At 69.8% G+C, this 19,226-nt stretch carries 16 protein-coding genes and 1 tRNA gene; 8 read left to right on the forward strand and 9 right to left on the reverse strand.

Features of this window, described 5'->3' with window-relative positions:
* Positions 1–252: 252 nt before the first annotated feature.
* Positions 253–2,814 carry an aminopeptidase N gene (pepN, locus tag SPRI_RS24215; protein ID WP_182327651.1) on the reverse strand — a complete coding sequence of 854 codons (2,562 nt, stop codon included), beginning with the start codon at positions 2,812–2,814 and terminating at the stop codon, positions 253–255.
* Between the two features lie 116 nt (positions 2,815–2,930).
* Here pepN and SPRI_RS24220 point away from each other — a divergent pair, with 116 nt between their 5' ends.
* Positions 2,931–3,569, forward strand: a complete 639-nt coding sequence (locus tag SPRI_RS24220; protein ID WP_005317549.1) for a mycothiol-dependent nitroreductase Rv2466c family protein — start codon at positions 2,931–2,933, stop codon at positions 3,567–3,569.
* A gap of 109 nt (positions 3,570–3,678) precedes the next feature.
* Here SPRI_RS24220 and SPRI_RS24225 read toward each other — a convergent pair whose 3' ends face one another.
* Complete coding sequence (locus SPRI_RS24225) at positions 3,679–5,097, reverse strand: amino acid permease (RefSeq protein WP_005317552.1); 1,419 nt, start codon at positions 5,095–5,097, stop codon at positions 3,679–3,681.
* A 136-nt stretch (positions 5,098–5,233) separates the two neighbouring features.
* Positions 5,234–6,619 carry an amino acid permease gene (locus SPRI_RS24230; protein WP_005317555.1) on the reverse strand — a complete coding sequence of 462 codons (1,386 nt, stop codon included), beginning with the start codon at positions 6,617–6,619 and terminating at the stop codon, positions 5,234–5,236.
* Positions 6,620–6,882: 263 nt separating this feature from the next.
* Here SPRI_RS24230 and SPRI_RS24235 point away from each other — a divergent pair, with 263 nt between their 5' ends.
* Positions 6,883–7,467: a biotin transporter BioY gene (locus tag SPRI_RS24235; RefSeq protein WP_037774640.1), complete on the forward strand. Its 585-nt coding sequence runs from the start codon at positions 6,883–6,885 to the stop codon at positions 7,465–7,467.
* Positions 7,468–7,709: 242 nt separating this feature from the next.
* Here SPRI_RS24235 and SPRI_RS24240 read toward each other — a convergent pair whose 3' ends face one another.
* The gene (locus SPRI_RS24240) at positions 7,710–9,191 is read right to left on the reverse strand and encodes an amino acid permease (protein WP_005317561.1); all 1,482 of its coding nucleotides are present in this window, start codon (positions 9,189–9,191) and stop codon (positions 7,710–7,712) included.
* A 169-nt stretch (positions 9,192–9,360) separates the two neighbouring features.
* Here SPRI_RS24240 and SPRI_RS24245 point away from each other — a divergent pair, with 169 nt between their 5' ends.
* Complete coding sequence (locus SPRI_RS24245; protein WP_005317563.1) at positions 9,361–9,849, forward strand: ribose-5-phosphate isomerase; 489 nt, start codon at positions 9,361–9,363, stop codon at positions 9,847–9,849.
* Between the two features lie 79 nt (positions 9,850–9,928).
* Complete coding sequence (locus tag SPRI_RS24250) at positions 9,929–10,744, forward strand: Fpg/Nei family DNA glycosylase (RefSeq protein WP_005317564.1); 816 nt, start codon at positions 9,929–9,931, stop codon at positions 10,742–10,744.
* Between the two features lie 49 nt (positions 10,745–10,793).
* Here the strand turns inward: SPRI_RS24250 and SPRI_RS24255 are convergent, their stop codons facing one another.
* The gene (locus SPRI_RS24255) at positions 10,794–12,023 is read right to left on the reverse strand and encodes a GNAT family N-acetyltransferase (protein WP_005317566.1); all 1,230 of its coding nucleotides are present in this window, start codon (positions 12,021–12,023) and stop codon (positions 10,794–10,796) included.
* Positions 12,024–12,130: 107 nt separating this feature from the next.
* Here SPRI_RS24255 and SPRI_RS24260 point away from each other — a divergent pair, with 107 nt between their 5' ends.
* On the forward strand, positions 12,131–13,276 hold the full coding sequence (locus SPRI_RS24260) for a PP2C family protein-serine/threonine phosphatase (protein WP_005317568.1): 1,146 nt from the start codon (positions 12,131–12,133) through the stop codon (positions 13,274–13,276).
* Here the strand turns inward: SPRI_RS24260 and SPRI_RS24265 are convergent.
* On the reverse strand, positions 13,233–14,450 hold the full coding sequence (locus SPRI_RS24265) for a cation:proton antiporter (protein ID WP_050791561.1): 1,218 nt from the start codon (positions 14,448–14,450) through the stop codon (positions 13,233–13,235). The two genes, SPRI_RS24260 and SPRI_RS24265, sit on opposite strands and share 44 nt — an antisense overlap.
* Before the next feature lie 185 nt (positions 14,451–14,635).
* Here SPRI_RS24265 and SPRI_RS24270 point away from each other — a divergent pair, with 185 nt between their 5' ends.
* Positions 14,636–15,109: an HD domain-containing protein gene (locus SPRI_RS24270; protein WP_053557308.1), complete on the forward strand. Its 474-nt coding sequence runs from the start codon at positions 14,636–14,638 to the stop codon at positions 15,107–15,109.
* A gap of 39 nt (positions 15,110–15,148) precedes the next feature.
* On the opposite strand, the gene SPRI_RS24275 is transcribed toward SPRI_RS24270, so the two are convergent.
* Positions 15,149–16,315 (reverse strand): acyltransferase family protein, encoded by a 1,167-nt coding sequence (locus tag SPRI_RS24275; RefSeq protein WP_005317573.1) that lies wholly within the window; start codon positions 16,313–16,315, stop codon positions 15,149–15,151.
* Between the two features lie 424 nt (positions 16,316–16,739).
* Here SPRI_RS24275 and SPRI_RS24280 point away from each other — a divergent pair, with 424 nt between their 5' ends.
* Positions 16,740–16,934: a hypothetical protein gene (locus SPRI_RS24280; protein WP_005317603.1), complete on the forward strand. Its 195-nt coding sequence runs from the start codon at positions 16,740–16,742 to the stop codon at positions 16,932–16,934.
* 155 nt (positions 16,935–17,089) lie between these two features.
* Here the strand turns inward: SPRI_RS24280 and SPRI_RS38550 are convergent.
* Positions 17,090–17,151, reverse strand: a tRNA-Gly gene (locus tag SPRI_RS38550).
* A gap of 173 nt (positions 17,152–17,324) precedes the next feature.
* Between SPRI_RS38550 and SPRI_RS24285 the strand changes: the two genes are divergently transcribed.
* Entirely contained in the window at positions 17,325–17,720 is a 396-nt protein-coding gene (locus tag SPRI_RS24285; RefSeq protein WP_106428456.1) for a DUF6188 family protein, read from the forward strand.
* A gap of 66 nt (positions 17,721–17,786) precedes the next feature.
* Here the strand turns inward: SPRI_RS24285 and SPRI_RS24290 are convergent, their stop codons facing one another.
* Positions 17,787–18,752: a pentapeptide repeat-containing protein gene (locus SPRI_RS24290; protein WP_050791562.1), complete on the reverse strand. Its 966-nt coding sequence runs from the start codon at positions 18,750–18,752 to the stop codon at positions 17,787–17,789.
* Positions 18,753–19,226: the final 474 nt, after the last annotated feature.

The following is a 19,226-nucleotide window of genomic DNA, read 5'->3' on the forward strand; positions in this document are numbered from 1 at the left end:
ACGCCTTCGGCCGTGTCCTCAAGCCCCTGTGGCCCGGCGGCCGTGGCAGGTGCCGGGTCGGCCCGTCTCGCTCCGCGCGATCGGCCTTGCCGGCGGCGGCCGAGGGCACAACCGGCCCCGCCGGCGATCGAGGCGCGGGGGTCCAGGGGCAGCGTCCCCGGGACACGGCGCGCGGCGGGGTCCGGGGCTTGCCCCGGTTTCGGGAAGGGCGGGCGGTGGGGGCGGACCCCGCCCCCACCGCCCGCCCCGCCGTCACGCCCCGTCGCGCTCCTGCGCCCGCAGTGCCCGCGCCAGGTCGTCGCGGGACTCGGCGACCAGACGACGCAGCGCCGGCGCCGCCGACCCGTGCGCGGCCAGCCACTCGTCGGTCGCGTCGAGCGTTGCCCGGGAGTCCTGGAGGGACGGGTACAGGCCCCGCACCACGTCCATCCCGATCTGGATCGACCGCTCGGACCACAGCCGCTCGATCGCCTCGAAGTACTTCTCGGTGTAGGGGGCGATCAGTTCACGCTGCGACGGCTGCACGAAGCCCGCGATCGTCGCCTCGACGAGCGCGTTGGACAGCTTGTCCGACTCGACGACCGTCACCCACGCCTGGTCCTTGACCGCGGCCGACGGCCGGGACGCCAGGCAGCGCACCTCGTGCCGCTTGCCCGAGGCCGTGTCGTCGCGCGCCAGTTCCGCCGCGATCGCGGACTCGTCGGTGGCGCCGTGCGTGGCCAGCGGCTCCAGGAACGACCAGCGCAGCTCCTGGTCGACGTCCAGTCCGTCGATCCTCGTCGTGTCGTCCAGCAGACCGCCCAGCAGCCGGAGGTCCTCCTCGGACGAGGCGACCGAGGCGAAGAACCGCGCCCAGGTCAGCTGGTGCTGGCTGCCCGGCTCGGCGGCCCGCAGTTCCCGCAGCGCTCCTTCCGCGGCCAGCCGGCCGCCCTCCGCGCGCCAGTCGGGGGCCACGTAGTGGACCAGGGCGGACCGCGTCCACGCGTGCAGCATCTGGAGGACGCCGATGTCGGACTCGCGCCCGGCGAACGTCAGCACCAGGCGGACGAAGTCCCGCGCCGGCATCAGCGCGTCGCGGGTGAGGTTCCACAGCGCGGACCAGCACAGTGCCCGTGCCAGCGGGTCCTTGATGTCGCCGAGCGAGGACCGCAGGGTCTCGAGGGACCGCTCGTCGAAGCGGATCTTGCAGTAGGTGAGGTCCTCGTCGTTGACCAGGACCAGTCCGGGCCGCTCCTCGCCCGCCAGTTCGGGCACCACCGTGCGCGCACCGGTGACGTCCACCCCGGCCTGCGCGTACCGCACGAGCTCCGAGTCCTCGATCCGGTAGAGGCCCACGGCCACCCGGTGCGGCCGGAGCGTGTCACCGTCCTGGGTGATCGCCAGCTCGGTGACGCGCCCGTCGGCGTCGTACGTCACCTCCGGCGTCAGCGCGTTGACACCAGAGGTCTCGAGCCAGGACCGGGACCAGTCCTTCATGTCACGCCCGGACGTCTCCTCCAGCACGGACAGCAGGTCGCCGAGCCGGGTGTTCCCGTACGCGTGCCGCTTGAAGTAGCGCCGCGCACCTTCGAGGAACGCGTCCCGCCCCACGTACGCGACGAGCTGCTTGAGCACGGACGCGCCCTTGGCGTACGTGATGCCGTCGAAGTTGAGCTTGGCGTCCTCCAGGTCACGGATGTCCGCGGTGATCGGGTGCGTCGACGGCAGCTGGTCGGCGCGGTACGCCCATGCCTTGCGGTTGTTGGCGAAGGTGACCCAGCCGTTCGTGAAGCGGGTCGCCTCCACCATCGAGAAGGAGCCCATGAAGTCCGCGAAGGACTCCTTGAGCCACAGGTCGTCCCACCACTGCATGGTGACGAGGTCGCCGAACCACATGTGCGCCATCTCGTGCAGGATGACGTTGGCCCGGCGCTCGTACGACGCCTGTGTCACCTTGCCCCGGAAGACGAACTCCTCGCGGAAGGTCACGCATCCCGGGTTCTCCATGGCCCCGATGTTGTACTCGGGCACGAACGCCTGGTCGTACTTCCCGAACGGGTACGGGTAGTCGAAGTGCTCGTGGAAGAAGTCCAGGCCCTGCTTGGTGACGAGGAAGATGTCGTCCGCGTCGAAGTGCTTGGCGAGTCCCTTGCGGCACATCGCGCCCAGCGGGATCCGCAGAACCGTGCCGTCGGCCAGTTCACGCTCGTACAGATCGGTCTCGTAGTGGTACGGCCCGGCGACGATCGCCGTGATGTACGTCGAGATCGGCGCCGTCGCGGCGAACCGCCAGGTCCCGTCCTCGGCGCGGGCGCCCTCGCGGTTGCTCCACACCGTCCAGCCCTCGGGGGCGGACACCTCGAACGTGAACGGCGCCTTGAGGTCGGGCTGTTCGAAGCCGGCGAAGACCCGGCGCGCGTCGGCCGGCTCGTACTGGGTGTAGAGGTAGACCTCGCCGTCCTCGGGGTCGACGAAGCGGTGCAGTCCCTCGCCGGTGCGGCTGTACGCGCACTGCGCGTCGACGACGAGGACGTTCTCCGCCGCCAGGCCGTCCAGCGTGATGCGGGAGCCGTCGAAGACGGCGGCCGGGTCCAGCTCACGCCCGTTGAGAGTGACTGCCGTCACCGACGGGGCGATCAGGTCGACGAAGGTCGAAGCACCCGGCTCGTTCGTCCGGAACCGGATCGTGGTCACGGACCTGAAGGTGCGCGGCCCTGAGGCGTCCTGGGGCTCCCCAACCGCGGACCGCACGTCGAGGGCCACCTCGTACCCGTCGACGGACAGCAGTCCGGCCCGGGAGCGGGCCTCGTCGCGGGACAGATTCTCACCGGGCACAAGCACTCCTTCGTGTCTCGTTCGAACACGAGCGATCCTCCCATGGGAATCGGCGGAGCCATCGGCGGCGTTGCCCGGAGAGGCGCGCAGGGCGCCGATCCCTTCCGAGGAGTGATATGTCGCACAACGGCAAGACGCCCGTGGACTTCTGGTTCGACCCGCTGTGCCCCTGGGCCTGGATGACCTCCCGCTGGATGCTCGAGGTGGAGAAGGTCCGTGACGTAGAGGTGCGATGGCATGTGATGAGCCTCGCCGTGCTCAACGAGGACAAGCTCGACGAGCTTCCCGAGGAGTACCGGGACATGCTGGAGAACAAGGCGTGGGGCCCGGTGCGCGTCGTTGTCGCCGCCCAGCAGGAGCACGGCGACGAGGTGGTCGGCAAGCTCTACACCGCCCTCGGCACCCGCTTCCACAACGAGGGCATGGGCCCCGTCCGGGAAGCCGTCGTCGCGGCGCTCAAGGACGTCGGTCTGCCCACCTCCCTCGCCGACTTCGCGGACAAGGGCACGTACGACGCCCAGCTGCGCGCCTCCCACAAGGAAGGCATCGAGAAGGTCGGCCAGGAAGTCGGCACGCCGGTCATCGCGGTGCCGGGCTCCGACGGCGAGCAGATCGCCTTCTTCGGGCCGGTCGTCACCCCTGCCCCCAAGGGCGAGGAAGCGGCCCGGCTGTGGGACGGCACGCTCATGGTCGCGTCGATCCCCGGGTTCTACGAGATCAAGCGCACGCGGACCCAGGGCCCGATCTTCGACTGAACCGCCTCCCGCGTCCCGGTGGCAGCCGCCCGCCGGACAGCACAGTGCCCCCGCGCGTGCATGACGCGCGGGGGCACTGTGCTGTCCGGATGCCGGCGTGCGCCGCCGCTCAGTGCTCGATGCCGGCCGGTGCGGCCGGGCGGGACTCACGCTTCTTCTGCAGCACGAACCCGACGAGGGCGAGGACCAGCGTGAGAACACCGGTGCCGAGCAGCTGCATCCGGGTCTCCTCCTCGCGCAGCATCAGCGCGAAGACGGTCGCCATGCCGGCCAGGGCGAGCAGCGTGAGGCCGGGGAACAGCCACATCTTCACGACCAGCTTCTCCGGTGCCTCGCGCTCGGTGCGCCGGCGCAGCACCAACTGCGAGACGGCGATGAAGAACCAGACGACCAGGATGATCGCGCCGATCGTGTTGAGCAGCCACATGAAGATGTCGTCCGGCCGCCAGTACGACAGCAGCACGCACAGGAAGCCGAACACGGAGGAGACGAGCACGGCGGTACGCGGCACGCCGCCGGAGATCCGGCCCAGCGCCGTCGGCCCCTGGCGGCGGGCGACCAGCGAACACGCCATCCGCGAGGCGCCGTAGATGTTGGCGTTCATCGCGGAGAGCAGGGCGATCAGCACGACCACGTTCATGATCTGGCCCGCGCCGTCGATGCCCAGGTGGTCCAGGGTCGCGACGTACGGCCCCTTCTCCGCCACCGCCTTCTCGTGCCACGGCACCAGCGTGACGATGACCGCCATCGAACCGATGTAGAAGACGGCGATCCGCCACATCGCGGTGCGCACGGCCTTGGCGACGCCCTGCACCGGGTGCTCGGACTCGGCGGCGGCGATGGTGACCGTCTCCAGACCGCCGTACGCGAAGACGGAGGCGAGGAGGCCGACGATCAGGCCCTCTGTGCCGTTCGGCATGAAGCCGCCGTCACCGGTGAGGTTGGCGGTGCCGGGAGCTTCGGTGCCCGGCAGGACGCCGGCGATCGCGAGGACGCCGATGCCCAGGAAGAGCACGATCGCGCCGACCTTGAGCGCGGCGAACCAGAACTCGAACTCGCCGAAGTTCTTCACCGCCGCCAGGTTCGTGCCGCAGAACACCAGCATGAACAGCGCCACCCAGGCCCACTCGGGCGTCCCGGGGAACCAGCCCGTCATGATGCCCGCGGCGCCGATGGCCTCCAGGCCGACGGCCACGCACAGCAGGAACCAGAACGCCCAGCCGGCGGTGAAGCCGGCCCACGGCCCGATGGCCCGCTCGGCGTGCACCGAGAAGGAGCCGGAGGCCGGGTTGGCCGCCGACATCTCGCCCAGCATGCGCATCACGAGCATGACCAGCAGTCCGGAGAGGGCGTACGCGACGACGATCGACGGTCCTGCCGCGGCGATGCCGGCTCCGGAGCCGACGAAGAGCCCGGCGCCGATGACACCGCCGAGGGCGATCATCGACAGGTGGCGTTGTTTGAGGCCGTGCGTGAGCGTGGCGTCGGCCGGCTGGTCGACGGGCGCGGGCGCGGTGGTCCGAGACATGGGCGTGCCCTGTTCATGAGCTGAGACGGGGGAGCGGCCCAGTGTGGGCACGGTCGCCGCTCACAGGGAACAGATGTCCGCTATACGGTCACGACCTTCACGGAACGTCAACAACCGCACACGCGAACCCCGCACTTCAGCGACGTCGTTCGCGCAGTTCCCGGACGGCCGAAACCAGCAGTACACCGGCGGTCGCTCCGCCCGACCACAACACCTGCGGGCGGGCGGTGTCGTCGGTGAGCATCAGCCCCAGCACGGCCGCCATCGCGGCGAGCGCCACCCAGGTGAGCCAGGGGAAGCCCCACATGCGCAGGGTCAGACTCGCCGGCGCCTCGCGTTCGAGGCGCCGGCGCAGCCGCAACTGCGACACCGCGATCAGCGCCCACACGAACAGCAGTACCGCGCCGACCGAGTTGAGCATGTAGAGGAAGACCGATTCCGGCCACTTCAGATTGAGCAGCACGGACACGAAGCCGAACACCACGGAAGCGAGCACCGCCCTGCGCGGCACACCGCCCAGGCCGACCTTCAACAGCCCCTTCGGCGCCTCGCCGCGCTCCGCGAGCGAGAACACCATCCGCGAGGCCCCGTACAGATTGGCGTTGAGCGCGGACAGCAGTGCCACGAAGACGACGATCTCCATGATCCGTCCGGCGCTCGGCACACCGATCGAGTCGAGAACGGAGACGTAGGGGCTGAGGCCCGCCTTCTGCGCCGTCCAGGGCATGACGGTCACGATGACGGCCATCGAGCCCACATAGAAGAAGAGGATGCGGACCACCGCGCTGCGCACGGCGCGTCCCACCGCGCGGGCCGGGTCGTCGGTCTCCGCGGCGGCGATCGTGACGACCTCGAGACCGCCGAAGGCGAAGACGACGGCGAGTACGCCGGAGATCACACCGGACCAGCCGTTCGGCAGGAAACCGCCCTCGCCGGTGAGCCGGGTGAGGCCGACCGGGTCGGTGTCCGGGAGCAGCCCGAAGACCGCCAGCGTGCCGAGTGCCAGGAAGAGCACGATCGCGCCGACCTTGAGCGCGGCGAACCAGAACTCGAACTCGCCGAAGTTCTTCACCGCCGCCAGGTTGGCGGCGGTGAAGACCACCATGAACACCAGCACCCAGCCCCACTGGGGGACGGCGGGTGCCCAGCCGTGGGCGATCGCCGCCGCGGCCGTCGCCTCCGCGGCGAGCACCACCACCAGCAGGAACCAGTACAGCCAGCCGACACTGAAGCCGGCCCAGCGTCCCAGCGCGCGTTCCGCGTGCACGGAGAAGGAACCGGAGGCGGGCATCGCGGAGGACATCTCACCGAGCATCCGCATCACCAGCATCGCGAGGGCGCCCGCGATCAGATAGGAGAGCACGATGCCGGGGCCGGCGAGGGCGATGCCCGCGCCCGAGCCCACGAAGAGCCCTGCGCCGATCACCCCGCCGAGGCCGAGCATCGTCAGATGGCGCTGCTTGAGCCCGTGGCTGAGGGGTTCGGCCTCTGTGGCCAGGGGTGCGGGCGGAGCGTCGTGCATCTGCTGGAGAACTCTCGGATCACTCGGTACGAGTTATGGGGTCCCTACAGTCTTCCCGAGGTGATGCCTCGTGTGCAAAACGGACGCCCATGCCCCGGACCTCAGTGACGAGCATCACTGAATCGTCCGCATGATCGGGCTTCTTTGTGTGAATCCCACCAAGCGGTCAACGGCCGCTTTGTGGGCGGCTGCTGGTGATCGAGTGATTCTCCGTGGGCTACGGTCACCCTGTCCCGAACTGCCCTCACCCTCGCGGAGTCCCGATGAGCACTGCTGCCGCCCCCGTCCGACCGGGGCTCGTCCTCGCCGACCTGCTTCCCGCGTCCCGCGTCCGGGACATCACCCTCGTCGTCGGCGGCGCCGCGCTCACCGGCATCGCCGCGCAGATAGCCGTTCCGGTCCCCGGCTCCCCGGTCCCCGTGTCCGGCCAGACGTTCGCGGCCCTCCTGGTGGGCACCGCGCTGGGCGCCCGCCGCGGCTTCCTCTCCCTGGCCCTGTACGCGGTGGCCGGCATGGCGGGCATTCCGTGGTTCGCCCAGGCGACGTCCGGATATGCGATGCCGTCCTTCGGCTACATCCTCGGCATGCTGCTCGCCGCGGCCGTCGTCGGCCACTTCGCCCGTCGCGGCGCCGACCGTTCCGTGCTGCGCATGGCGGGCACGATGGCGGCCGGCTCGGCGATCATCTACGCGGTGGGCGTCCCCTACCTGGCGCTGGCCACCGGCATGTCCTTCGGCGAGGCGGTCGCGGCCGGCCTGGTGCCGTTCCTGATCGGTGACGCGCTGAAGGCGGCCCTCGCGATGGGCGCGCTGCCCACCACCTGGAAGCTCATCGGCCGCCGCGGCTGACGCACGGCCGCCCCTGTCCGCGGGAGAGGCCCGCCGCATCTCACTACGACCCTGGGACCGGCGGGCCTTTCGCGTTCCCCGGTACGGGCAACGCGGGAGCGGCGGGTCCGCCGCCGTAGCCTTCGTGGTGCGGGGCGGGACGAACAGAGGGAGGCCCCCCGTTCGTCCCTTGCGGGACGTCACGGAGAGCCTCCCGGATCGCCCGACCTGTGCGGCCGGGTCCTCCTCACGGACTCCGGTGATCAGACTCCGGAGACCGGCTCCACCTCTTCGTCACGAGGGGCGGGGACGGTCGCGGCGGCGGGGCGCGGGAAGAACTTCTCGCGGGTCACGGCGATCGCGACCACCACCGCGGCGACGGCGATCGACAGCAGCGCGACCTGCCGGTTGGCCTCGTCGACGACCATGTAGCCGAGCACGAAGGTGATCATCGCGGCGGTCGCCCAGGTGAGGTACGGGAAGAGCCACATCTTCACCGTCAGCCTCGTGGGCGCCTCGCGCAGCAGGATGCCGCGCATCCGCAGCTGGGTGAAGCAGATCACCAGCCAGACGAACAGGGCCACGGCGCCGGACGAGTTGAGCAGGAACAGGAAGACCGTGTCCTTGTAGGCGTAGTTGAAGTACACGGCGACGAAGCCGAAGACCACCGAGGCCAGGATGGCCGCCGTCGGCACGCCCTTGGCATTGACCTTGGCGAACGCCTTGGGGGCGTCACCGCGCTCACCGAGCGAGAAGGCCATGCGCGAAGCGGTGTAGAGGCCCGAGTTGAGGCACGAGAGGACCGCCGTCAGGATGATCACGTTCATGATCTGGCCGGCGTTGGCGATGCCGATGGAGTCCAGGGCGGCGACGTACGACCCCTTCTCCTCGATCGACTTGTCGTTCCACGGCAGCAGCGTCAGGACGACGAAGATCGAGCCGAGGTAGAAGAAACCGACACGCCAGATCACCGAGTTGGTGGCCTTGGTGACCGCGCGCCGCGGGTTCTCCGACTCGCCGGCCGCCAGGGTGACGATCTCGCTGCCCATGAAGGAGAAGACGACCAGCAGTACACCGGCGAGGATCGCGCCGGCGCCGTTCGGCATGAAGCCGCCGGCGTCGGTCAGATGGGCCAGACCCGCACCCGGGTTGTCGGAGCCCGGCAGCACACCGAAGACGGCGAGCAGACCGACGATCACGAACGCGCCGATGGCGACGACCTTGATGCCGGCGAACCAGAACTCGAACTCGCCGTAGGAGGAGACGGAGACCAGGTTGGTGGCCGTCAGCACGACCATGACGATCAGCGCCCATCCCCACTGCGGCACCGCCGGCATCCAGCCTTCCAGGATCTCGGCGCCGGCCGTGGCCTCCACGGCGAGCACGACGACCCAGAAGAACCAGTAGAGCCAGCCGATGGAGAAGCCCGCCCAGCGCCCGAGCGCGCGGTCGGCGTACGCGGAGAAGGACCCGGAGTTGGGGCTCGCGGCGGCCATCTCGCCCAGCATCCGCATCACGAAGACGACCAGCATGCCCACGAGCGCGTACGACAGCAGGATCGCCGGACCGGCCGCGGCTATGCCGGAGCTGGATCCGACGAACAGGCCGGCGCCGATCACACCGCCGATGGCGATCATGGAAAGGTGGCGGTTCTTGAGGCCGGCCTTGAGACCGTCGGGGGAAGGTGACTGTCCCGGGGTGCCGGGCAGGTCGCCTTCCTTTGTGAGGGTCGACTGCGACGTCATGGACGAATCCTTATGTCTTGGTGCCGCTCGGGTTACGAACTTCGGAATTAGAACCCAGTACGTGCGAGTACGGAAGAGTCGATTCCGTTTCGTTGCACTCGTCACTCCGGCGCGCCCCGAGCCCGGCCCCGCGCCGGACTGCGCCTGCCCCGCATGCCACACTCGAACCATGCGCGTGTACCTCGGCTCGGACCATGCCGGCTTCGAACTCAAGAACCACCTCGTCGAGTGGCTCAAGGCCCATGGCCACGAGCCCGTGGACTGCGGTCCCCACATCTACGACGCCCAGGACGACTACCCGCCGTTCTGCCTGCGTGCCGCGGAGCGGACGGCCGCGGACGAGGGCAGCCTCGGCATCGTGATCGGCGGCTCGGGCAACGGCGAGCAGATCGCCGCCAACAAGGTCAAGGGCGTGCGTGCCGCGCTCGCCTGGAGCGAGCAGACCGCCGCTCTCGGCCGTGAGCACAACAACGCCAACGTCGTGGCGATCGGCGGGCGGATGCACACCCTCGAGGAGTCGACGAAGTTCGTCGAGATCTTCCTCGGTACCCCGTACTCGGGTGAGGAACGTCACACCCGCCGGATCGAGATGCTCTCCGCGTACGAGACCACCGGCGAGCTCCCCCCGATCCCGGCCCACCACCCGCAGCAGGGCTGAGCCCCGCCTCGCATCCGCATCCATGTGCCGCCGGGTCCGTCCCGGCGGCACGGTCATGCCGTCCAGGAGGAACGACCCCATGCCCGAGGGGCACACGATCCACCGCCTCGCGGAGGACTACCTCCACCGCTTCGCGGGGTGGAACGTTCGTGTCAGCAGTCCCCAGGGCAAGTTCTCCGACAGTGCCGCGCTCCTCGACGGCCGGGTGCTCGACGGCGCCGACGCGCACGGCAAGCATCTGTTCCTCGGTTTCGAGGACATCGGCTGGGTCCACATCCACCTCGGCCTGTTCGGCAAGCTCGGCTTCGGCCCGGCCCCCGCGCCGCCGGCCACCGACACGGTCCGCCTGCGCGTCTCGAACGAGGAGCACTACGCGGACCTGCGCGGCCCGACCACCTGCGCGCTGATCACCGGCCCCGAGAAGCGGGCGATACACGACCGGCTCGGCCCCGACCCGCTGCGGCCGTCCGACGACCCGGACCGGGCGTGGGCGCGGATCTCCCGCTCCCGCACGACGATCGCCGCGCTGCTGATGGACCAGAAGATCATCGCGGGCGTCGGCAACGTCTACCGCGCCGAGGTCCTCTTCCGCCACGGCATCGACCCCTACCGGGCGGGCAAGGACCTCACGCGCCGCCAGTGGGACGCGATCTGGGAGGACCTGGCCGCCCTGATGCGAGAGGGCGTCCGCAACAACCGCATCGACACCGTCCGGCCGGAGCACACTCCGGAGGCGATGGGCCGCCCGCCGCGTGTGGACGACCACGGCGGAGAGGTCTACGTGTACCGCCGGACGAACATGCCGTGCCTCGTCTGCGACACGCGGATCCGCACGGCGGCGCTCTCGGCCCGCAACCTCTTCTGGTGCCCGGCCTGTCAGCCGGCCGCTGCCTGAACCGGCGGCCTTCCCCCCGGAGCCGTACGGGGCAAGGGGGCCGTCCCGGTCAGAACCCGTGCGGCAGCCACGGCGCGAGGTCGGAGCCGAACGCGACCGACGCCTCCGCCAGCGCCCCTTCCCGCGTCTCCCGGACCCGCCCGGCCCCGGCCAGCGCCGACAGCGTGACGCCGCCCAGATACGCCGCTCCCAACTCCCGTACGGACAGCGCCAGGTCCGCCGCGTCCCTGGTCCGCTCGCACGACGCGCCCTTCGAGTCGCCCGTCAGCCGCCAACGGCCGGTGTTCCAGGGGCAGAACGCGTCCTCGACGTCGAACACCACGTCGACCGGCGCGGTGTAGCGCCGGGCCTCCAGCGCGGCCCCCACGTCGACCAGCCGGACGTGCAGCGAGTCCCGTACCCGCACGCCGCAGCGGCGGATGTCGGTGACCAGTTGGAGCAGCGGGTCGTCCACGGGACGGTTGCGGGACCGTACGGTCGTCGTCAGGTCGATGCCGCACAGGAACCGCCACAGCGCCGCGTACGCGACCGGGTCCAGTGCGTCGAGGTGCCGCACCGAGATGGAGCCCTCGGGGCCGGCCGCCGACCACTCCGGCTTGTTGTGGAAGCGGGCGTATCCGACGACCCGACCGTCCCGTTCCGCGAGGACGCACTGCATCGGGGACGCGCCCTCCCGCTCGCTCGGCGGGTCCAGCAGCGGCAGCCGTTCCCAGCCCGGCGTGCGCGCGAGCATCCCGGGCCGTGTGCCGATCGTGCGCCGGTACACCTCCTCGCACGCCTCGGCGCCCTCGGCGACGGACACGAAACGGAGCCGGACGTCGTCGGCACCGGGCGGTGCCACGATCCGCACCCGCGAGCTGTCGATCTCGACGGACATCTGGTGGGTGGCGACGCCGTAGCCGAACCGGCCGTAGATCTCCGGCTCGGAGGCGGTGAGCACGGCGAGCGGCTCGCCCCAGGAGCGGACGTCGTCGAGCTGGCGCCGCATCATCGAGGTGAGGATCCCGCGCCGCCGGTGGGTCGCCGCCACGCTGACCATCGTCACGCCGGCCGCGGGCACGAACGTGCCGCCCGGGGTGGACACGGAGAAGGTGAACGCCCCCGCGGTGCCGACGCAGTCCTCGCCGTCCCAGACGCCGATGGAGCGTTCGGTCTCCGTCAGGTCGGCCCAGAGTTCGCGCTCCGGCCGGGTCTCCGCGACGCCGCCGAAAGCGAGCTCCAGACTCCGGTACCACCGGTCCCACTCCGACTGTCGCAGCACCCTCGGATCTGTCGTCATATGCCATCCCTACCAGGCGTACGGGGCCCGCCGCGACCCGATTTCGAACGCAATGTCGTAGGGGTCCCCCTGCACGCGGAGGCGGCGGGTGGATAGGGTCCACGGCAATGGCCCGCGGCTCTGCAGCAGACTCGTCGACGGCCCGGTTGCGGAAGGCGGTGCACCGGGCGCGTATCGCGCTGCGCAAGTCCGGGGTCGACTACTTCCGCGGTGACGGCTCCGACCGGCTCGCCCTGGCCGGACTGCTGCTGACGATCCCCGCGATCACCTGGGGCACGATCGCCGCGCCCGTGTGGTGTTCACCGGTGGCGCTCGCCCTGCCCATCGTGGCGGGCGGCCTGTTGCTGCGGCCGGCCAGTCTGCTCGGCCTCTACGCGGCCGCCGCCGCGGCCCTCATCGTGGAGTCCATAGCGCTCGGTCCGTACACGGACGGACCGGCCAGGGTCACCCCCGGCACAGTCCTGGTCGTGGCGGCGTGCGGCATGTTCGGCCTGCTCATCGCCCAGTTCCGGGCCAGGGTCGGCGTGCCGTGGCGACGCGGCGGCACCATGCTCTTCGACCTGCGCGAACGCATCCGGGTACAGAGCGCCCTGCCGCGGCTGCCGAAGGGCTGGCACCAGGAGATGGCGCTGCGCCCGGCCGGCGGCCAGTCGTTCTCCGGCGACTTCGTGGTCGCCGCCCGCACGAACGGCGGCCGCACCCTGGAGGTCGTTCTCACGGACGTGTCCGGCAAGGGGATGGACGCGGCGTCACGGGCCCTGTTGCTGTCCGGGGCGTTCGGCGGACTGCTGGGCTCGCTGCCGCCGCACGGCTTCCTCCCCGCGGCCAACGGCTATCTGCTGCGGCAGGACTGGGAGGAGGGCTTCGCCACGTCCATCCACCTTGTGCTCGACCTCGACTCCGGGGACTACGAGTTGCTGTCAGCGGGACATCTGCCCGCGCTCCAGCTCCACGCCGGCAGCGGCCGCTGGGAGGAGATGGCCGCGGAGGGCCCGCTCCTCGGGGTCTACGACGCCGCCCAGTTCGACCCGGTCAAGGGCTCCCTGCGCCCCGGCGACGTGCTGATGCTGTTCACCGACGGTCTGGTGGAGGCCTCGGGGCGGGACATCGCAGAGGGCATCGACCGGCTCACCGGGGAGGCGGACCGTTATGTGGCGGCCGGCTTCGAGGGCGCCGCCTGGCACCTGATCGAAGCCGTCGCCAAGGACGTCAACGACGATCGGGCACTGCTGCTGCTGTGCCGTCAGGCGTGAGGGCGGCCGGGCCGCCCGTTCCCCCTTCCCCGCCTCCGCTCCGGCCCGGCAGGATCCTGGCCAGCCAGTACGACCTACCCACCGCGAGCGGCGCGAGGACCGCGAGGATCAGCACGTAACCGGCGATGAACGGCGAGAGCCGGTCGTCCAGTCCGGCGCCCGCCGCCATCGTCGCGAGGATCAGGGCGAACTCCCCCCGGGCGAGCAGGGTGGTGGAGATGTTGGCGGCCTGCAGGGTGTCGAAGCGGTGGAGCCGCGCGGTGATCAGACCGGAGGCCACGTTCATCAGGACGGTCACGGCGACGGCCGCGAGGACCGGCCACAGGACGACCGGCAGGTCGCCCGGGTCGATGGACAGACCGAACGCGAAGAAGAAGATCGCGCCGAAGGCGTCGCGCAGCGGATGGACCAGCTTGCGGATGCGCTCGCCCGACGTGGTGCTGCCGAGCATCAGACCGACCATGAACGCGCCGATGGCGTCCGCGACGCCGAACCAGTCGGAGACGCCGGCCACGAAGACGGCCGCGCCGAGGAACGAGATGACGAGCAACTCGTCGTCACGGGTGTCGATCAGGCGGCCCACGACACGGGTGCCGAAGCGCGCGGCCAGCGCGAGCAGCAGCAGGAAGCCGAAGGCCTTCCCTCCGTCCATGAGCGCCGCGGCCGGACTGTCCGCGCCGGACAGGATGGGCTGGAGCGCTGCCAGGTAGAGGGCCAGGAAGATGTCGTCGACGACGATGATCCCGAGGATCGGCCTGGTCTCGCTGTTGCCCAGCCGGCCGAGATCGACGAGGACCTTGGTCACGATGGCCGAGGACGAGATGCCGATGACGCCTGCGAGCACCAGCGCCTCCGAGGTTCCCCATCCGAGTGCGAAGCCGAAGGCGAGCCCCGCCCCCACGTTCAGCGCCAGATACGCCGATCCGGCCAGCACCATCTTGCGACCGCCCGCTTTGAGGTCGTCGAGATGGAACTCCAGGCCGAGGTAGAAGAGCAGCAGCACGAGACCGAGCGCGGAGAGCATCTCGAGATCGTGCGGGTCGGAGACGAGGACGACCCCGGGAGTGTGGGGGCCGAGGAGGATGCCGGCCAGGATGAACAGGGGGATGGTCGGCAGTCCGATACGGCCGCCGAGGCGGGCGAGGACGGCGGCGGCGAGGAAGGCGCCGCCCATGGCTATGAGCGTGTCTGCGTGGCCGATGAGCTCAGTCCCTTCGAATCGCGCAGCACGACGGTCTCCGGGCACGCCGCGTTGCGTCAAGAGATGGTCAAGGAAAGGTCAGTAATTAGTTTACCAAACGATTATTTGACGGTCCCGTGGGCCGATCCGGGTCCGCCGCCGCGGCGTACAGTCGTGCCATGTCCGAGCAGATGCTGACCCTGGCCGAGGTCGAGGCCATCGCCCGCGAGGCCCACGCCGCCCAGCGGGACAAGGCCGGACGGCCCTACGTGGAACACGTCGCGGCCGTCGCGGAGGGCGTACGCGCCCGGGGCGGGAGCCCGGACCAGATCGCCGCCGGCTGGCTCCACGACGCGGTGGAGGACGACGTGTTGAGCCGCGAATGGCTGCAACAGGCAGCGCTGCCGCAGCCCGTCAAGGAGATGGTCCTCGCGCTCACCAAGGGCGAGGGCGAGGACCTGGAGACGTACACCCGGCGCATCCTGGCAACGCCCGGCGCGCTGCTGGTCAAACAGTCCGACCTGGCCCACAACTCCGACCCCGCGCGCCTGGCACTGCTCGACGAGGCGACGCGGGACAGACTGACGAAGAAGTACGCCAGGACCCGCGAACTGCTCGGCCTGACAGCCGAAAAGGGGCCGGCGGCCGGCTGAGAGCCGGCCGCCGGCCCCCCGGCGGGTCGTTCCTGGCCGCTACCGGCGCGGCCCCGCCTCCGCCGCGTCCTGGCGGAACGCCCACTTCATCTCGGGCTCCGTGACGCACTTCAGCGCCCGGCGCACCGGCGGCGAGCACAGCAGGGTCACCATGCCCGCCGCGAAGACCGTCACCACCACCAGACCGACCGGGCCGCCGAGCCACTTCTGGCTCTCGAACAGCCCCGAGTAGTCGGCGGCCTTGACGACGAAACCGTGCAGCAGGTAGCCGCTGATGGTCCCGGTGCCCAGCACCGTGAACCAGGCCCGGCGGCCGGGCACCAGCGCGAGGAACGCGGCGCTCAGCAGCACGGCGCACCCGAAGAACGCGATGATCACCACGAGCCCCGACCACCACGGCCAGCCCAGGTCCTGCACGCTGCTGGAGCGGTAGAACCAGCCGAGATCGACCCGGGGCGCCACCCAGTACGCGAACACCAGCGCCACGGCGAAGACCGGAACGGCCAGCAGCCGCACCTCGCGCCGGCGCAGCATCCGGAAGTGCTCCGGCTTCAGGCACAGGCCCAGCACGAAGAACGGCAGGAACTGCAGCACGCGCGCGAGGTTGAGGTCCGCCCCGATGTCCGGGCTGAGCGTGGCCAGTGCGCCGATGGCCAGCGCGATCGGCAGCGGCCACCGCACGATCCGCCACAGCGGGGTGGTGAGCCGCCAGATGAACAACGCGGCCAGGAACCACGTCAGGTAGTACGGGTCGAGCAGGCTGATCGGCTGGGACGGGTCGTCGTTCCCGTACCGGGCGAAGAGGGAGTAGGCCACCTCGAAGACGACGTACGGCAGCGCGATGCCGGTGAGCAGTCGTCTGAGCTGATGCGGTTTGCCCTGGTAACTCCGGGAGAAGTAGCCGGAGACGAGGATGAAGGCCGGCATGTGGAAGGTGTAGATCACCATGTACAGGGCACGCGTGGCCCTGCTGCCCTCCATCACCGGCTCCCAGGCGTGGGCCACGGCCACCAGCACGATCGCCAGGTACTTCGCGTTGTCGAAGTAGGCGTCCCGTCCGGTGGCCCCGGGGGCCGTCCGCGGAGCGGACTTCAGGCCACTCGTGGCAGGGGCGAGAGCGGTCGCCGCCCGGCTCGTCGGGGTGGTCTCGGGCTCCTTGACCTCGGGTGCCGGAGCCCTCTCGTATCCATGCGCAGCGTGGAACATTCAAGGCACCCTAGCCGCGCCTATTCGATTTCGTAAAACACGCGGGGCACCTGCCCTATTCGAATCTGACACAGGCGCCAACGGGCCTGTATGCCCTAGTTAATCCCGCTTAAACAGGGCATATCGCCCGGGCTGTTCGTCGAGGTGAATTACCTCACGGAGAGGCTTCGAATTTCTCGTGACCAAAGTGTGGGGACAGTGAAACGATCACGTCGAATTCCTTCCCGTATTTCACTCGCCCGGCCCCGCCGGTACGGCCGCCTCCCGTGCGCCGTCCGGGGCGGGTTGGCGTGATCTTGTCCAGGACGGTTCGTCACCGGGCAACAGGGGCAGGGGGGTTGGTGGCACGATGGTGCAGGCGGGAGTGTGCTGGGCCGTGCGCTCCCGGGCCGGCAAGGCGGACCGACCGAGGGTGTGATCAGTTGTGGCCATTTCACTGTCAGTGGTGCTTCTGTTGGCGATCGTCCTCGTGGTGCTGATCCGCGGCGGCTCCATCAAGGCCGGACCCGCGATCGTGGCGGTCCTCTTCGGCTTCTTCCTCGCCTCGACGGGCATGGCCCCGTCGATCAACAGATTCATGAACTCGATAGCCGAGACGATCAATCAGATCAGCTTCTGAGGCCACCGCCGGGGCGCCGGCTCCCGCGACCGGTTTCCCGTGATCACCTTCGGCGACCGCCTTCCGGGAGGCCGTGCCCGGCGCGGCGTCCCCGCAGAACGACCTCGGGCCCGGCCCGGTGAGTGATCACCGGGCCGGGCCCGAGCCGTGCACAGAGCGGGCGACGGGAATCGAACCCGCGTAGCTGGTTTGGAAGACGCCATATGCGGATGCCCGCTGAGCTGCGAGGCTGTGACCTGCGGGGGAGCCCTCAACTGTCGGCTCTTCCCCGTGGTTCCCCGCTCGTACCCTGCTGATCGGGCACGCAGGGGGCACGCCGTGGGGAACGTGGCTGCACCTACGATGTCGAGCCGTCAGGTTGTCGGCTTGCCGTGGATGTGGGGAAGTGGCGTGAAGGTTCCAGTGGCCTTGATCGGCTCTCGGGTGGACCGCACGTCATTTGATCAGCAGGTGCGGCTGAGCCTGTGTGCCCTCGACCCGGACGAGGGATACCGGCTGGATGCCGAGCTGGTGCTGGAGACGCCGTTCCTGCTCCGGGACGCTGCCGGCGAGTGGCACGAGCTGGACCCCGGCACAGGAGTGAGCCTCGCACCTGTCCTGGCGCTCTACGGACAGTCGGTCACTTCGGTCGACGTGCGCGACAGCGGCGCGTTGGTCGTCGACTTCCAAGATGGCGCCGGGCTCTGGGTCGGCCCGGACCCACAGTATGAGTCGTGGCATCTGACCGGACACGGAATCGACCCGATCATGGTGGGCCCTGGGGGCGAGGAGGACTGGCTGCGCTGACTGACGCCAGCAAGGGTGGCGCGGGTGACCTTCGTCATGAGGTGAGGTGGAGAACCTGTAACAGGCCTAGCCGTTCGGCGGGACCCCACGCGCGCCGGTTCGCGTTGCACCCTTCCATTTCACACCGGTCAGCTTGGCGCCACGGAAGTCGGCGTTCGTCAGGTCCGCGTTCCTCAGGTCCGCGTTCCTCAGGTCCGCGCCACGAAGATCCGCACCGTGCAAGTGTGCGTGACGAAGGTCTACCTTGTTCATCTTGGCGTTCCGCAGATCCACCCCGTCCAGAACGGCGAACTGAAGATCGACGCAATCTATTTCCTTGATCACACCGGTCTCGTCACTCTCGAACCCCCCGCAGGTCATGTCTGCTCTGCGAAGGCTCGCGCCTGTGAGATCCGCCAATACGAGGCTCGCGCCTGCGAGACTCGCACCGCTGAGGTTGACCTCATCTAGATATGCCTCGTCCAGGTTCGCGTAGACCAGGGACGCCTTGCGGAGGTCCGCGCCAGACAGATAGGCAGAGCGGAGGTCCGCTTCGGACAAGTCCACCTCGGGGAGGTTGATGGGGGCCTTGTCGGTGAAGTGGAGGCCACGTAGATCGGTTTTGCTCAAGTCGATGACCGTCCCGCTGTCGCGGTCGGGGCGGCGTCTAGCCAGCGTGGCGATTGCTGCGCGGACATCGACCCGTGGTGCGTGAGGGTCGGAGTTCTCAGGCCTCAGGCTCTCAGGCGGCTCTTTCAGGCTCTCTGTGCTCGAGCCGGCGTGCCGCTGTGCGAAAGCGGCCAGTACGGAGACGACAGTAGGGTGGTCTCGGGCGGAGTCCTGCATGATGCGCTGCAGCGCGTAAATGCCCCCCAGTCGAACATCTAGGGACTCTGATCCCAAATTGTCGATAGCGGCATTGAACCTGTTGGTGATCTGCCCGTGCTCGGAGATCCGTAGCTCCTTGTTGGCCTGTCCGACCTGCATCCAGGTGAACAGCAGCGCGCCCAGAGCGGCGAGCCCCGGCAGGCTGACCACGATCAGAGTGACCAATTGCGTCCGGTCCCTGCCCTCGGACCTGGGCGCTGCCGAGCGGCCGAGCGACCGACGTCGGCGGACACGACGCCGACGAGCGATGCGGCGAAGCCCATCGGCACCCAGTTTTCCAGTCACCTGCCCATCGCATCCCGCGCCCTGAGCGTCAGCAACCTCTATTACTCCAGGAAGGATGCTTACCTGCTGTGGCCCACGCTCGGGGAGCGTCTCCGGTCGGTGCCGACGCCTCGGGATGAGCTGATCACCTGCTACCCGACCCGCAGCGTCGTCCCGTTCGACCTGTGGCGCTCCACGCTCGCGACCGCGGTGGGCGCCATCGACCTGGCGGTCGCGCACCCGCTGTTCCTGGTCGACGCCGTGCGGGACCGCCGACAAGGCCGCGTCGGGGGTCCGGGTCCGGATCGTCGGCCCCGCCGGCACTTTCCTGGTGACGCTGGTGGACGTCTTCCCCTCGCTCCTGGCCGTGCCGGG

It is taken from the genome of Streptomyces pristinaespiralis, from assembly GCF_001278075.1.
Taxonomy (GTDB): domain Bacteria; phylum Actinomycetota; class Actinomycetes; order Streptomycetales; family Streptomycetaceae; genus Streptomyces; species Streptomyces pristinaespiralis.